13 protein-coding genes are annotated in these 13,983 nt (G+C 50.4%); 7 read left to right on the top strand and 6 right to left on the bottom strand.

Translation table 11 applies throughout. From position 1 onward, the window contains the following. The first annotated feature begins 20 nt into the window (after positions 1-20). Complete coding sequence (locus tag DHf2319_RS00980) at positions 21-1,208, top strand: trans-sulfuration enzyme family protein (protein WP_243478950.1); 1,188 nt, start codon at positions 21-23, stop codon at positions 1,206-1,208. Positions 1,209-1,222: 14 nt separating this feature from the next. Here the strand turns inward: DHf2319_RS00980 and DHf2319_RS00975 are convergent, their stop codons facing one another. The 3 genes from DHf2319_RS00975 to argS are packed head-to-tail and all read right to left on the bottom strand — an operon-like array spanning position 1,223 to position 4,155. After that, positions 1,223-1,822: a thiol:disulfide interchange protein DsbA/DsbL gene (locus DHf2319_RS00975; protein WP_243478949.1), complete on the bottom strand. Its 600-nt coding sequence runs from the start codon at positions 1,820-1,822 to the stop codon at positions 1,223-1,225. Positions 1,823-1,864: 42 nt separating this feature from the next. Then, on the bottom strand, positions 1,865-2,458 hold the full coding sequence (locus DHf2319_RS00970) for an SPOR domain-containing protein (RefSeq protein WP_243478948.1): 594 nt from the start codon (positions 2,456-2,458) through the stop codon (positions 1,865-1,867). An 11-nt stretch (positions 2,459-2,469) separates the two neighbouring features. Beyond that, positions 2,470-4,155 carry an arginine--tRNA ligase gene (gene argS, locus DHf2319_RS00965; protein WP_243478947.1) on the bottom strand — a complete coding sequence of 562 codons (1,686 nt, stop codon included), beginning with the start codon at positions 4,153-4,155 and terminating at the stop codon, positions 2,470-2,472. Positions 4,156-4,258: 103 nt separating this feature from the next. On the opposite strand from argS, the gene DHf2319_RS00960 reads away from it, so the two are divergent. Next, a complete protein-coding gene (locus DHf2319_RS00960; protein ID WP_243478946.1) occupies positions 4,259-4,591 on the top strand; it encodes a DUF1840 domain-containing protein in 333 nt (110 codons plus the stop codon). 69 nt (positions 4,592-4,660) lie between these two features. Here DHf2319_RS00960 and gyrB read toward each other — a convergent pair whose 3' ends face one another. Genes gyrB through dnaA form a run of 3 tightly spaced genes read right to left on the bottom strand, consistent with a single transcriptional unit; the run spans position 4,661 to position 9,598 of the window. Next, on the bottom strand, positions 4,661-7,108 hold the full coding sequence (gene gyrB, locus DHf2319_RS00955) for a DNA topoisomerase (ATP-hydrolyzing) subunit B (protein ID WP_243478945.1): 2,448 nt from the start codon (positions 7,106-7,108) through the stop codon (positions 4,661-4,663). A 5-nt stretch (positions 7,109-7,113) separates the two neighbouring features. After that, positions 7,114-8,223 (bottom strand): DNA polymerase III subunit beta, encoded by a 1,110-nt coding sequence (dnaN, locus tag DHf2319_RS00950; protein WP_243478944.1) that lies wholly within the window; start codon positions 8,221-8,223, stop codon positions 7,114-7,116. A gap of 4 nt (positions 8,224-8,227) precedes the next feature. Beyond that, a complete protein-coding gene (dnaA, locus tag DHf2319_RS00945) occupies positions 8,228-9,598 on the bottom strand; it encodes a chromosomal replication initiator protein DnaA (RefSeq protein WP_243478943.1) in 1,371 nt (456 codons plus the stop codon). 148 nt (positions 9,599-9,746) lie between these two features. On the opposite strand from dnaA, the gene rpmH reads away from it, so the two are divergent. The 5 genes from rpmH (at position 9,747) to mnmE (ending at position 13,748) form a co-directional block, all read left to right on the top strand. Next, the gene (gene rpmH / locus DHf2319_RS00940) at positions 9,747-9,881 is read left to right on the top strand and encodes a 50S ribosomal protein L34 (RefSeq protein ID WP_006578231.1); all 135 of its coding nucleotides are present in this window, start codon (positions 9,747-9,749) and stop codon (positions 9,879-9,881) included. Between the two features lie 85 nt (positions 9,882-9,966). Next, positions 9,967-10,404, top strand: coding sequence for a ribonuclease P protein component (locus DHf2319_RS13130; protein ID WP_369810204.1), 438 nt, complete (start codon positions 9,967-9,969; stop codon positions 10,402-10,404). Beyond that, positions 10,401-10,634, top strand: a complete 234-nt coding sequence (gene yidD, locus DHf2319_RS00935; RefSeq protein ID WP_243478942.1) for a membrane protein insertion efficiency factor YidD — start codon at positions 10,401-10,403, stop codon at positions 10,632-10,634. Before DHf2319_RS13130 ends, yidD begins: the two co-directional genes overlap by 4 nt. A 55-nt stretch (positions 10,635-10,689) precedes the next feature. Further along, the gene (gene yidC / locus DHf2319_RS00930; RefSeq protein ID WP_243478941.1) at positions 10,690-12,378 is read left to right on the top strand and encodes a membrane protein insertase YidC; all 1,689 of its coding nucleotides are present in this window, start codon (positions 10,690-10,692) and stop codon (positions 12,376-12,378) included. A 5-nt stretch (positions 12,379-12,383) separates the two neighbouring features. Then, positions 12,384-13,748: a tRNA uridine-5-carboxymethylaminomethyl(34) synthesis GTPase MnmE gene (gene mnmE, locus DHf2319_RS00925; RefSeq protein WP_243478940.1), complete on the top strand. Its 1,365-nt coding sequence runs from the start codon at positions 12,384-12,386 to the stop codon at positions 13,746-13,748. Positions 13,749-13,983 lie beyond the last annotated feature (235 nt).

Here is a 13,983-nt window from a genome sequence, read left to right as displayed (position 1 = left end):
AACAAACGGCATACAGAGCAATGACACATCACCGAGACACGAAGCTGCTGCATATTGACAGCGCACCGTTTGACCCCTTGACCGATAGTGCGCCCGTCAGCCTGCCATCGGTACGCACAAGTACCGTCCGATTCAAGAACTTGAGCGCACTCGAAAAGACCTTGGCCAAGCGTGCCGATGGGCAGCGCGTGTTCACTTACGGTATCGGTGGGCTGCAGACTCACCGGGCGCTTGAGGAGGTGTTTAATACGCTGGAAAACGGCAATTACTGCGTGCTTAGCGGCTCTGGCTTGGCATCCATTCACTTGGTCTTCATGAGTGTGCTTAAGGCTGGTGATCATGTCCTCATTTCAGACAATGTTTACGGGCCCGTCAGAAACCTCAATGACACCTTGCTGAAACGGCTAAATATCGAGGCCACTTTTTTTTCGCCTAGCAAAGATGACCTCGACACGTTAATCCGGCCCAATACCAAAATGCTTTATCTCGAATCGCCCGGGTCGTTACTGATGGAAATGCTAGACCTGCCAGATTTATGCGCCAAAGCACATCGCCATGGTCTTGTTGTGGCTACCGATAACACTTGGGGAACCTACATCTACCAGCCTTTGACGCTAGGTGCCGACATCTCCATCATCGCAGGCACGAAATACGTCAATGGTCACTCCGACCTATTGATTGGCGCAGTAGTCACTAATCGCGACGACCTTGCTGGTCAGATCAACCAAATGCAATACGCCCTGGGCAATAGCATCAGTGCCGATGATGTCTGGTTATCACTGCGGGGTGCCAAGACATTGGGTCTTCGACTACGTGAGCACGCCAATCAGGCTCGCAGAGTCAGTGAGTTTCTGGCGACACATCCCAAGGTGAGCCGAATCTACGACCCGGCATGGCCAGATGATCCCGGCCATGGTCTGTGGCGACGCGACTGTAGCGGGGCTAATGGCCTGTTAAGCATATCGCTTAACTGCACACCAACCGATGCCAAGGCATTTGTTGATCGTCTGACGCTATTTGGAATCGGGTTTTCCTGGGGAGGATTTGAGAGCCTGGTTCAGTGGGTCAGCCCAGCAGCGCTGACAAATCACCATTACTGGCAAGAACAAGGCAAAGCTGTCGTGCGGCTACACATTGGCCTGGAAAACGTTGAAGACTTGATAGCTGATTTGGATCAGGCATTGTCAGTCCTGCCTGATCCCGCATAACAGGCCGTTGTGGATTAAAACCGCTCGATCAGCTCGCTGGCCACATCGATGGTTTCCTGATATCCGCCCGCCTCAGACGGTGAGGTCAAATAGCGGCCACCTACGGCAATTGACGGCGTTCCCTGTATGGCATAGCCCTTGGCAAGTTGATCTGCCCGAGTAGCTTTGGACTTAACACCAAAGGAGTTCATCGCTGCCGTAAACTGTTTGCGATCAACGCCTTGATCAACTGCCCAGTCAATCATGGCCTCTTGCGAGAACAGACGCTTTTTCTCTTGATGCAAAGCGACAAAGAACTTTGGATGCAAATCCAGGCGCCCCACGGCCTCGAGTGAATAATAAAAGTACTGAAATGGCTTCATCGCCTGATTAAATGCCACGGGCACCGAGCTGAAGGCCACCTTGCTGGGTAAGCCTGCTTTCCACTTGGTCACAAGCGGCTCGAGCACCGCGCAATGCGGGCAGGTATAAGCGAAAAACTCTAAAACCTCTATTTTGCCTGGCTCGGTCGGTTGAGGCGGATTGACGTTGACAAACTTGTCCGCCGGCTGAGCAACCGCGACCCCTGCTGTGAGCAAGCCTATTCCGATGAACTTTACAAAAAACTTCAGCATGACAATAAACCCCTCGTTATATCCAAACGCTCTGTTTGACGATTATTGGCGAACAACGTTCGCGGTTATTTTCTCAGCAGCCAATTTTTCCCGTGCCGCATTCATGTCATCGAGCTTCGCGTAGGGCCCGACTCGCACGCGATTGACTTGTATGCCATTAACTTCGGCTCGCTGTATCTGAACCGGTAACCCCAAAAGCAACATTCTTGCTCGCAATGACTCAGCATCTTCTAGCACCCTGAACGCGCCAACTTGCAAGTAATAGTTGGTACCTGCTGCTGGCGCAGCTGCCGGTGGTGGTGCCACCGACTTTGGCAACGCCTTTGGCGGTGGTGGCGCTGGCAAAGGCGGCTTTGCCTGTCCCTGATCCACTGGCAAAGTAGCAATCAACTCACCGAGCGTATCCTTGTTATCCCTTGGCGTCCCCGCCGATGGAACCAAACCCTGATTCGGGTCAGGTGATTGTTCAGGGCTAAGTTGGGTATCGGCAACCGAGCGACTGGCTTTGTCAACGAACGGCATAGGCGAATTCATGACGAAATACGCAACCGCTGCCGCAGCCGATAGACCGATCAACAGCCCAGCAATCAAGCCGTAAAACGTGCCGCCTCTAGAGGTTCGTTTTTGTTTTGCCATGGTTAAATTCTTTACATCCGCTCAGGGGCGCTCACACCTAATAAATCCAAGCCATTGGCAATGACCTGACGAGTCGCATCGGCCAATCTGAGGCGTGCTAGCTTTAACGCCTGATCATCAACCAGAACTCTTTCTGCGTTGTACCATGCATGGAAATCCGACGCACAATCACGCAGCCAGAAAGCCACCAAATGTGGCGACAAGTCACTAGCAGCCTGACGTACCAAACCAGGAAACTCTGCGAGGCGGCGTAACAAGGTTTGTTCGGTTGGCGCAGTTAATTTCAAGGGGTCTGCCTCATGAATCCTTGATGGCTCAAGCGCGGCCTGCAACAAAATAGAGCAGATTCGAGCATGCGCGTATTGCACGTAATAAACCGGGTTCTCATCAGTTTGTGATCGGGCAAGGTCGACATCGAACACGAACTCTGTATCCGCGCGTCTCTGTATCAGAAAAAACCGTACCGCATCACGTCCAACCCAATCGATCAGATCCCTCATGGTGACATAACTGCCTGCGCGCTTGGAGATCTTTACCTCTTGGCCACCACGCATTACCTTGACCATCTTGTGCAAGATGTAAGAGGGGTAGTCTTTGGGGATACCGATATCAAGCGCCTGCAGACCGGCTCTAACTCGCGCCACTGTGCCATGGTGATCTGAACCCTGAATATTGACTGCTTGATGGTATTGCCGTTGCCACTTGTTCACATGGTAGGCCACGTCCGGCACGAAATAGGTGTAGCCCCCTTCGCGCTTGCGCATGACGCGATCTTTATCATCACCCGTACCCAACTCTGTGGTTCTCAACCACAATGCGCCGTCTTGCTCATAGGTGTGGCCAGAAGCGATCAACTGATCCACCGTGTCTTGCACTTTGCCGCTGGTGTATAGCGAGCTCTCCAGAAAGTAATTGTTAAAAACCAAGCCAAAGGCCTGTAAATCGAGATCCTGCTCTCGACGCAAATAAGCAACTGCGAAAGCCCGGATCGCATTCAGATCTTCGAGATCGCCTGTAGCTGTTACCGGCTCGCCATCGCTAGCCTGCACTGTGGCTTTGGCAAGATAGTCACGAGCAATATCAAATATGTAGTCTCCCTTGTAGCCATCTGCTGGATACTGCGGCGAGTCTGGATCGATACCCTGGGCGCGGGCTTGAACACTGGCAGCCAAGTTCTCGATTTGGTTGCCAGCATCGTTGTAGTAGAACTCCCGAGATACCTCATAACCATCAGCTTGAAATAGCCGGCACAGCGCATCACCTAAGGCCGCTTGGCGGGCATGCCCCACATGTAAAGGTCCAGTGGGATTGGCCGAGACAAACTCTACAAGCACCTTTTGACCGGTTGCAGGCCATGTACCGAAGTCATCCTGTTGTCGCACTACCTCGTCAAGAACGGCAACCAAGGCGGTCTGGGATAGCCTGAAATTAATAAATCCTGGGCCTGCGATTTCCATTGCATCTAGCAAATCCCTCACCTCGGGATTTTTACCCAGCAAGTCCATGATCTGCTGCGCAAGCTCTCTGGGCGGTTTACCTGCCGCCTTTGCGATTTGCATGGCCACGTTGGTCGCCATATCGCCGTGCTCGGCCACTTTGGGTCGCTCCAGTGTCACCTTGGGCGTAGCCGTTGGTGCCAATGTGGTGGCGATTTCGGTTAAAGCTCGCTCAAGAATTTGCGATTGCGCAGGAAGCATAAAAATTTCACGCAAAAAGTAAAAAAATAATGATAGCCTGAAGAAAGATGATTAGCCGGCCAGTTTATTTGTGTCGGCGCTAACGTTGCAGGAGGGTCGAGCCATGTTGGTTACCTTTAGTAGTAAAGTCGATGCCGATGTTTTGATGATGGGCGAACACGCTAAACAGGTTTTGAAAGCCGCTGGCAAGGAAATCGGTACAACCGTGCCAGAACGCGGGGTCTTTACCGCCGAGCAACTTGACCAAGCCATCGCCAATTTGGAACGCGCTATCGCGGCCGAACAACCAAGACCAGCCCCTGATGATGATGACGATGAGCGCAAAGCCAAAGAGCACGTATTGCTCGAGCAACGCGCTTACCCTGTCTTAGCCATGATGCGCAAAGCCAAACAAGCGAATGCACCCGTCATGTGGGAAACCGGTTCGGGCTGGTAGCGTCTGGCTCATCGGCTTACTTTGTCTTAAAAGAGTGGGCAAGCGCTCCGCTTGCCCACATGAGCCTACTTACAGATCAATATTCGATGCTTGCAGGGCGTGCGTTTCGATGAAATCCCTGCGCGGTTCGACCTGATCACCCATTAACGTGGTAAAGAGTTCGTCGGCTGCGATTGCATCCTCAATTTGAACGCGCAACAAGCGGCGCACTGCTGGATCCATGGTTGTTTCCCAAAGTTGGTCGGGATTCATCTCGCCAAGACCTTTGTAACGCTGTTTGCTAACGCCTCGTTCGGCTTCGCTGCGTAACCATGAAAGCGCCTGACCGAAGGTTTCAATAGCAGACTCTTTACGTTTCTCACCTTCACCTCGAGCCACGAACGCGCCCGCACCCACAAAATCCTTGAAGGTTTCACTAGCTTTGACCAACACCGCATAGTCCGCACCGTTGACAAAGTCTTCATCAAAGTTAGTAACGCGGATATTGCCATGGTGATTGCGCAACACCATGACTTTGAACTTCTCAGTCTTGGTGTCCACCTGAGCCTGTACATCGACGACACCAGGCAAAAGAGGGTCTTGAATGTGTGCAAGCAATTCTGCAGCGCTACGCTGGGCTTGCTCCAATGTGTCTAGCTTAAGGCTAACACCACCGACGATGGCATTTAAGGCTTGCTCATCCATGAACCGTGACAGGCGGGCAACTACAGCTTCGGCAAGTGAGTACTGGCGTGCGAGCTCTTCAAGTGCTTCACCTCGAATCGGTGATTGACCTTCCCTTGGAATAACCTCGGCATCCTTTAAGGCCATCTGCAACATGAACTGTGCCTCTTCAAGTTCGTCTTTCAAGTAACGCTCTTCCTTGCCTGCCTTGACCTTGTAGAGCGGTGGCTGAGCGATGTAGACATGCCCTTGCTCTACTAATTGAGGCATCTGACGATATAAAAGCGTCAATAGCAAAGTGCGGATGTGAGCACCATCGACATCGGCATCGGTCATGATGATGATTCGGTGATAGCGTAACTTCTCGAGGTTGAAGTCCGGTCCAATGCTAGTGCCCAATGCAGTGATTAATGTGGCAATCTGTTCGCTGGCAATGAGCTTGTCAAATCGAGCCTTCTCAACGTTCAACACTTTGCCTCGCAGCGGCAAAATAGCCTGGAACTTGCGGTCACGGCCTTGTTTTGCTGAGCCACCCGCTGAGTCACCCTCCACTATATATAGCTCACACAATGCAGGATCTTTTTCTTGGCAATCTGCTAACTTGCCCGGCAAACCTGCGCCTTCGAGCACGCTTTTACGACGTGTCATTTCACGGGCTTTACGCGCCGCTTCGCGCGCACGAGCAGCCTCTACAACCTTACTGCATAAGGCCTTGGCATCATTGGGATGTTCAAGTAGCCACGTTTCCAGCGTCTTAGCGACTGCCTCCTCAACTGCCGGACGGACTTCGCTCGACACCAATTTGTCTTTGGTCTGGCTGCTGAATTTTGGCTCTGGTACCTTAACTGACAGCACACAAGATAAGCCTTCGCGCATATCGTCGCCTGTCGTTTCGACCTTGGCCTTTTTAGCGAGTTCGTTGTCGGCGATATATTTGTTAATGACGCGCGTCATGGCTGCGCGTAGGCCGGTTAAGTGGGTTCCACCATCACGCTGTGGAATATTGTTGGTAAAGCAAAGCACCTGTTCGCTATAACCATCGTTCCACTGCATCGCGACTTCGACACCAACAGGCACTCCACCAGCCTCGGATTCCGTCGCTACGGCAAACACGTTTGGATGCAAGACTGTTTTTGAGCGATTGATATATTGCACAAAGCCTTGAACACCACCTGAAAATGCAAAATCCTCTTCCTTGCCCTGGCGCTGATCTACCAGCCGGATTTTCACGCCGTTATTCAAAAACGAAAGTTCGCGTAACCGTTTGGACAAAATGTCATAGTGATATTCAACATTGTTGAAGATCTCGGTATCCGCGAGAAAGTGAACTTCCGTACCGCGCCGCTCGGTCTTGCCCGTAACCGTCAACGGAGCAACGCGCTCACCTCGGCGGAACTCCATTTGATGGACTTCGCCATTGCGACGAATCGTCAGGCGTAGCCAGGCAGATAAGGCGTTCACACACGACACGCCGACGCCATGCAAGCCCCCGGACACCTTGTAAGAGTTCTGGTCAAACTTTCCGCCGGCATGCAACTCGGTCATGACAATCTCGGCCGCACTGCGCTCAAACTCATCGTCCTTGTGGACATCAGTCGGGATGCCACGACCATTATCAGTCACGGAAATCGAGTTGTCTGAATGAATGGTGACGACAATATCATCGCAGTGACCAGCTAAAGCTTCGTCAATTGCGTTGTCAACCACCTCAAACACCATATGATGCAAACCCGTGCCATCAGAGGTGTCTCCGATGTACATGCCCGGGCGTTTACGCACCGCCTCAAGGCCCTTGAGCATCTTGATTGAGTCGGCGCCGTAAGCGCCTTGATTTGTTTGTTCAGTATCAGACATAAGGTTTAGATCCGCATGGGCATAACAACATATTGGAAAGAGTCATCATCTGGCAGTGTTAGCAAAGCCGACGCATTTGTGTCTGGCATGACTGACCATCGAACTGTGTCGTTCTTGATGCTAGAGAGAAAGTCCAGCAGATAGCTGACGTTAAAGCCAACATCCAGTGGCTCAAAGGTGTAGTCGATTTCAATTTGCTCAAGCGCCTCTTCTTGCTCAGCATTTGTCGATGAGGCCGTCAGCGTATTGTCGGCCAATTGAAAGCGAACGCTACGCAATTTATCAGTGCTCAGAATCGATGCCCGCTGCAAGCTAGCAAGCAAGTCCTCTCGTGACACATCAAAGTGCCTGGTGTAATTGGTTGGTATGACTCGTTTGTAATCAGGGAACTTGCCCTCCACCAGCTTTGAGATCAATTCAACTTGTTCGAAGCGGAAACGTATTTGCCCGGCTCCCACATCTACTGAAACCTGTTCATCGCTATCTTCTAGAAGTCGCTGCAATTCCAGCACCGTCTTACGCGGCAGGATAATTTCCGAACGGGTTTGCACGCCGGTGGCGGGGCAACTGCAGTGCGCAAGACGATGACCATCGGTGGCTACTGCCCGTAACGTGTCGCTCTCAAACACCATCAAGGTGCCATTTAAGTAATACCGGATATCTTGTTGAGCCATCGCATAGTGCGTCATGCCAAACAAATGCTTCAGCGTCTTTTGTGCGATCGAGACACTGACGTCAATCACTTCTGGTTCGGCCAGCGTCGGGAACTCTTGCGCTGCCAGGGTTTGCAATGAAAATCGGCTTTTGCCACACTGCACGGTCAGTTTGTTGGTGCTTTGAGAAAGCGTAATTTGCTCGCTGTCTGGCAAGGCGCGCAAGATATCTAGAAGTTTTCTGGCGGCAACGGTCACAGCCACATCATCGTCACCAATACCGAACTGCGCTGTTGCCGTAATTTGGACCTCAAGGTCTGTGGCGATAAATGAAACCTCTGAGCCACGCTTGCGTATGAGGATATTGGCGAGTATCGGCAATGTATGCCTGCGCTCGACAATTCCGGCAACCGTGGTTAGCGGCTTTAGTAACGCATCGCGATTTGCTTTGATAAGTTGCATGAATTTATCCCTTTAGAGTTTGTTCGAGCACATGCAGCGTATGGTTAAGTTCGGCCTGCTTGCTTCTCAAATCCGATATTTTTCTCACAGCATGCAGGACAGTGGTATGGTCGCGGCCACCAAATAGGTCACCAATTTCGGGCAAGCTTTTGTGTGTTAGCTCTTTAGCTAGATACATGGCCACTTGCCGAGGTACAGCGATATTGGCCGGACGTCGTTTGGAATACATGTCAGCCACTTTTATCTTGTAGAAGTCCGCGACCGTTTTTTGAATGTTCTCCACAGTGATCTGGCCACTAGACACCGACAAAAGGTCCTTGAGCGCTTCGCGACAGATGTCAAGCGTAAGGTCGTCTCGTCCATGAAAGCGTAAGTAGGCCAACACTTTATGCAACGCCCCTTCGAGCTCTCTGACATTGCTACGCAAGTGCTTGGCGATGAAGAAAGCAACTTCCTCGGGCATCGTGAATCCCTCAGCTTGAGCTTTCTTTAACAAAATCGCTACTCGCATTTCAAGCTCTGGCGGCTCGATTGCCACCGTCAAGCCTGAATCGAACCTCGAGATTAGTCTGTCATCAATGCCGGCTAGTTCTTTTGGATAGGTGTCGCTCGTGATGATGATTTGTTTGCCCTGCGCGACCATGGCTTCAAACGCATAGAAAAATTCTTCTTGTGTGCGTTTTTTTTCCGAGATGAATTGAATATCATCAATCAGCAAAAGATCTAGCGAGTGGTAATAGCGCTTGAAATCATCGAAAGCCTTCTTTTGGTAGGCTTTGACGACATCCGATACGTATTGATCAGCATGAACATAACGAACACGGGCGTTGCTCTTGTGATCGATAACGGCATTACCAATTGCATGGATCAGGTGGGTTTTGCCGAGACCTACCCCTCCATATAAAAACAACGGGTTGTATGAGGTGCCAGGGTTTTGAGCGACCTGTAGTGCGGCTGCACGTGCCAACTGGTTCGCCTTACCTGTCACAAAATTAGCAAACGTTAGCTGCCCATTCAGTCTGGAGCGATTGTCAGAGCTTGGCGGCGCTGAGGCCGGTGGCGTCGTGGTCTGCGTGACTGCACTGGGTGTTTGATCCTGAGCCGCGCTAGGTTGGTGCGCCTGCTGCTCATTGACTGCCAACTCAAGCGCCACTTCGACAGGGGCATCATGCCACTCAGTTGCCAATTGTTGCAATCGCGGCAAAAAGTTTCTTTTAACCCAGTCGAGCTTGAAACGGTTCGGTAGCGTCAAGTACAGCACCCCTTGCTCCGCATCGTATGTACGCGGAACAATTGGCCTAATCCAGGCACTTAATTGCTGAGGGGGTAGGTCTTGCTCGAGTTGCCTCAGGCAAGATTGCCAGAATTCATCCATGGGTGTCTTTGAGTTTTGGCTATTTTACCCTGCCCGAGGAAGACTTATCCACAGGCTATAACGAGTTTAGGGGCTTAAAATTTGACGAAGCGCCCAATTTTTGATGAAATAGAGGGCTTTCCCCAATATTTCTGGGCTACAACTCATCATGAAACGTACTTACCAACCATCAGTCACCCGTCGCAAGCGCACCCATGGCTTCCGTGTCCGTATGAAGACCCGTGGCGGTCGTGCCGTGATTAACGCACGTCGAGCTAAAGGTCGCAAGCGTCTAGCCGTATAAAAATCTCAACGGCGCTTAACGGTACATTGTTGATATTTCAGATTGAGCTGCCGTCAGGGACTACCCAGTTGCTAGCGCGCTGGGAGTGGTTTTCTGCATCCGTTTCAGAGACCTCCGCCCACTAAAGGAGGCAATTTTGGCCTCCTCATCCTTATCTTTTAGCCGTAAATTACGACTCCTATCACCAGAACAGTTCGCTGTAGCGCTTCGTTCAAGGCCAGTAGGTCGCTCCCCTTTGCTGACGTTTCACTGGTGCAAGTCTCCAACTGTGGAGGCCACCGACAACTGCCAGCCAAAGCTTGGATTAATCATTCCGAAACGCCTGGCTCGGCTATCCGTTCAGCGCAACGCAATCAAACGAGTGCTGCGTGAGTCGTTTAGACACCAACAATCCAAACTACCTGGTGGCTACTACGTCGCTCGTTTGGCAGCGCCCTTACCAACGGTCTCACTGACTGAGCTGAAACGGCTTATCAGGCAACAAGCTGATTCGATATTGATTAAAGCGAGTTTAAAAAAATGATGCGCTGGATACTCATCAAGCTCGTCCGGGGTTATCAATATTTTCTTAGTCCGTGGCTTGGTTCAAACTGTCGTTTCAATCCTACATGCTCCGAATACACCATTCAAAGTATTAAACAACATGGTGCAATCAAAGGTAGCTGGCTTGGGATTAGGCGAATTGGTAGATGTCACCCTTGGGCCAAAGGCGGTGATGACCCTGTGCCACCGACTAGCCGCAACAAACAGTGACAACAATTAAGGCTAAACTGCTGTGTTTCTTAAGCTACTTCACATCTAGGTCAGAATGGATATCCGTCGCACAATCCTGCTAATGATTTTTGCTTTTTCATTGCTCATGCTTTGGAACAACTGGCAGGTTCATCAAACCGGTACATCTCTGTTTGGCGAGACCCCATCAACGGCGACTTCCAATACAGGCGAGCAGTCAGCCTCGACGGCGACTACTGCAAATAATAGTGCTGTACCTGCAGGACAGCTTCCTAGTCAAGCCTCAAGCGGCGCTCAAAATCCTACGGCCCCCGCCCCAATGCCCGCACCCGGTGAGACCGTCGAGATTACAACCGACGTCTTCAAGCTGACTTTTGATCTAAATGGTGCACAACTCATTCGTGCTGAGTTGCTGAACTATCCATCAAAGAGCAACCCTGATGAGCCGACCGTTTTGCTCGAGCAAAACGGTGGTCGTACCTATATTGTGCAGACTGGTGTAGTGGGTCCACCCGGGACGTCTTATCCGACGCATTTAGTGCCCTTTCGCATGATTAGCACTGATACTGAACTGCAGGGCGATAAGCTCGACGTTCAATTTGAGGCTACATCTGGGGGTGTGAAGGTCATCAAGACTTTTACTTTCAAGCGTGGTGACTACGTAATCGATGTTCAACACGATGTTCAAAACATAAGCGATTCTCCCGTTACCCCGTCTGTCTATCTTCAGATTACGCGTGATGGTGATGATCCTCTAGACACCTCGAGTTTCTATCACACGTTTACCGGCCCGGCCGTTTATTCGGAACAAGACAAATTCCAGAAGGTATCGTTCTCCGATATCGAGAAAAAAGACGCCACGTTCATTAAGACTGCTGATAATGGCTGGTTCGCCATGATCCAGCACTATTTTGTAACTGCTTGGGTCCCACCACAAGGTGTTCAACGTAGCTATGACATGGCGATGGTGGGAGACAACCTTTATGCGGTTCGAAGCATTGAAGGTATTGGTGATGTAGGCCCTGGCGCGACCTCGACGATCAAGAGCAGCCTATGGGTTGGGCCACAAGATCAGGATCGGTTGGAGGCTTTGGCGCCTGGACTGGATCTTGTGGTTGACTATGGTTGGTTGACCATCATTGCCAAACCCCTGTTTATCTTGATGACCTGGATTCATGATCTGCTTGGTAACTGGGGTTGGACAATTGTCGCGCTGACCGTGCTGATTAAAGCAGTGTTTTATCCCTTGTCAGCCGCTAGCTATCGCTCGATGGCAAAGATGAAGCAGGTTGCTCCTCGTCTGCAAGCACTAAAAGAAAAGTTCGGGGATGACCGTCAAAAGCTGAACACGGCCATGATGGAGATGTACCGCAACGAGAAGATTAACCCTCTTGGTGGTTGTCTACCGATTTTGATTCAGATTCCGGTATTTATCTCACTTTATTGGGTGTTGTTGGCTAGCGTGGAAATGCGCGGTGCACCATGGGTTCTGTGGGTTGACGACTTGTCGGCCAGAGATCCGCTTTACATTTTGCCAGTCATCATGATGGCTACGATGTTCTTGCAAATTAAGCTCAACCCAACACCCCCCGATCCGATGCAAGCAAAGGTGATGATGATCATGCCACTCGTCTTTGGCGGCTTCATGTTCTTTTTCCCGGCCGGTTTGGTGCTTTACTGGGTGGTCAACAACATACTTTCTATTGCGCAACAGTGGTATATCACTCACAAAATGACGCAGGCAGCGAACCAGCCACATCGCTGATTTCAATGACCAATGATGACCCGATCGCTGCTATCGCAACTGCTAGTGGGCGCGGCAGCATCGGTGTCATACGAGTGTCGGGCAAAAATTTACAAAATTTCTTTCAAGCAATCACAGCTGGCTTTACACCCTCGCCGCGATCAGCCCACTATTTACCCATACTAGATGCCGATGGTTCACTAATTGACCAAGCAATCGTCATTTACTTTCAGGCACCTCAATCCTATACCGGCGAAGATGTTGTCGAATTGCAAGGGCACGGTGGCCCTGCAGTTATGCAATTGCTGTTAAAGCGGTGTCTGACTATCGGTCAATCAATAGGCTTGCGGCTAGCCGAGCCGGGTGAATTCACACTTCGTGCGTTTTTAAACGACAAATTAGACCTAGCTCAAGCCGAGGCTGTTGCCGACATGATTGAGGCTAGCTCAACTGCAGCAGCCAAAGCAGCTGCTGCTTCGCTGTCTGGCACGTTCTCGCGAGAGATAGAAAAATTGGCGCTATCAATCACTGAAGTGAGAATCCTGGTTGAGGCGACTCTGGACTTTCCCGAAGAAGAGATCGAGTTCATTGAAAAGTATCAAGTGCGTAGCAGGCTCGCATCTATCAAAGAGCAGTTAGATGTCGTATTGACGACATCTAGACAGAGCAGTTATTTAAAAGAGGGTTTAAAAGTTGTACTGGCTGGTGAACCAAACGTCGGTAAATCTAGCTTGTTAAATGCTATTTTCGGACAAGATATTGCCATCGTCACCGATATTGCTGGTACAACGCGAGATCGCATAAGAGAAACTCTCGATATCGATGGGGTGCCGATACTGATGACCGACACTGCTGGCTTGCGTCAGACAACTGACAAGATTGAAGCCATAGGGATTGAACGCTCTTGGCAAGCTATCGCTGAGGCTGATTTGATTCTCGATATTGTGGATGCGAGACAACCAAACTCTTTGCTAGAACAATGGCCTAACCAACCTGAACTTGCGAACAAGGCAATAGTTCGTGTTAATAACAAAAGCGATCTTATAAATGAAAAATCAATACATTTAGAAGAAATTGGTGAAAAAATAATGGTTTCTGCCAAATCCGGCTATGGTATAGATCGCCTCAAATCACTGATCCTAGCCAAAGCTGGAAGACAACTTGGGGACGTATCACCATGGCTTGGAAGGCAAAGGCACGTGCTAGCACTTGAATCAGCATCCAGACATCTCGATAGGGCGATTGAGCATGCTATGTATGACGATCGTGTGCTTGATTTACTAGCCGAAGAGCTGCGCCTGGCACATGATGAGCTTGGCACAATTACTGGCACAGTCAGTGCTGACGACATGCTTGGGCACATATTCTCATCGTTTTGTATTGGTAAGTAAACGGTACTTCAACTTTTCGAGGTACCCAACCTTCAAAAGCGATCTCGAATCATTAGGCGAAGTCGATATCTTCCGGTAAGATAACTCTATAAACCGTCAAGTAGTTACTAAATCAATCCAATTTCATTCAAATTGCTGTGGACAAGGCTGTGGATGGACTGTGGACCGATTGGGGATAAGTCATCATTTACCGACTAAGCCAAAAGTTATCCAACTTTATCCAAAAAGTTAAACA

Source organism: Orrella daihaiensis (assembly GCF_022811525.1).
GTDB classification, from domain to species: domain Bacteria; phylum Pseudomonadota; class Gammaproteobacteria; order Burkholderiales; family Burkholderiaceae_B; genus Algicoccus; species Algicoccus daihaiensis.
Note: the sequence above shows the minus strand (reverse complement) of the source record. Positions and strands in the feature narration are given on the sequence as shown.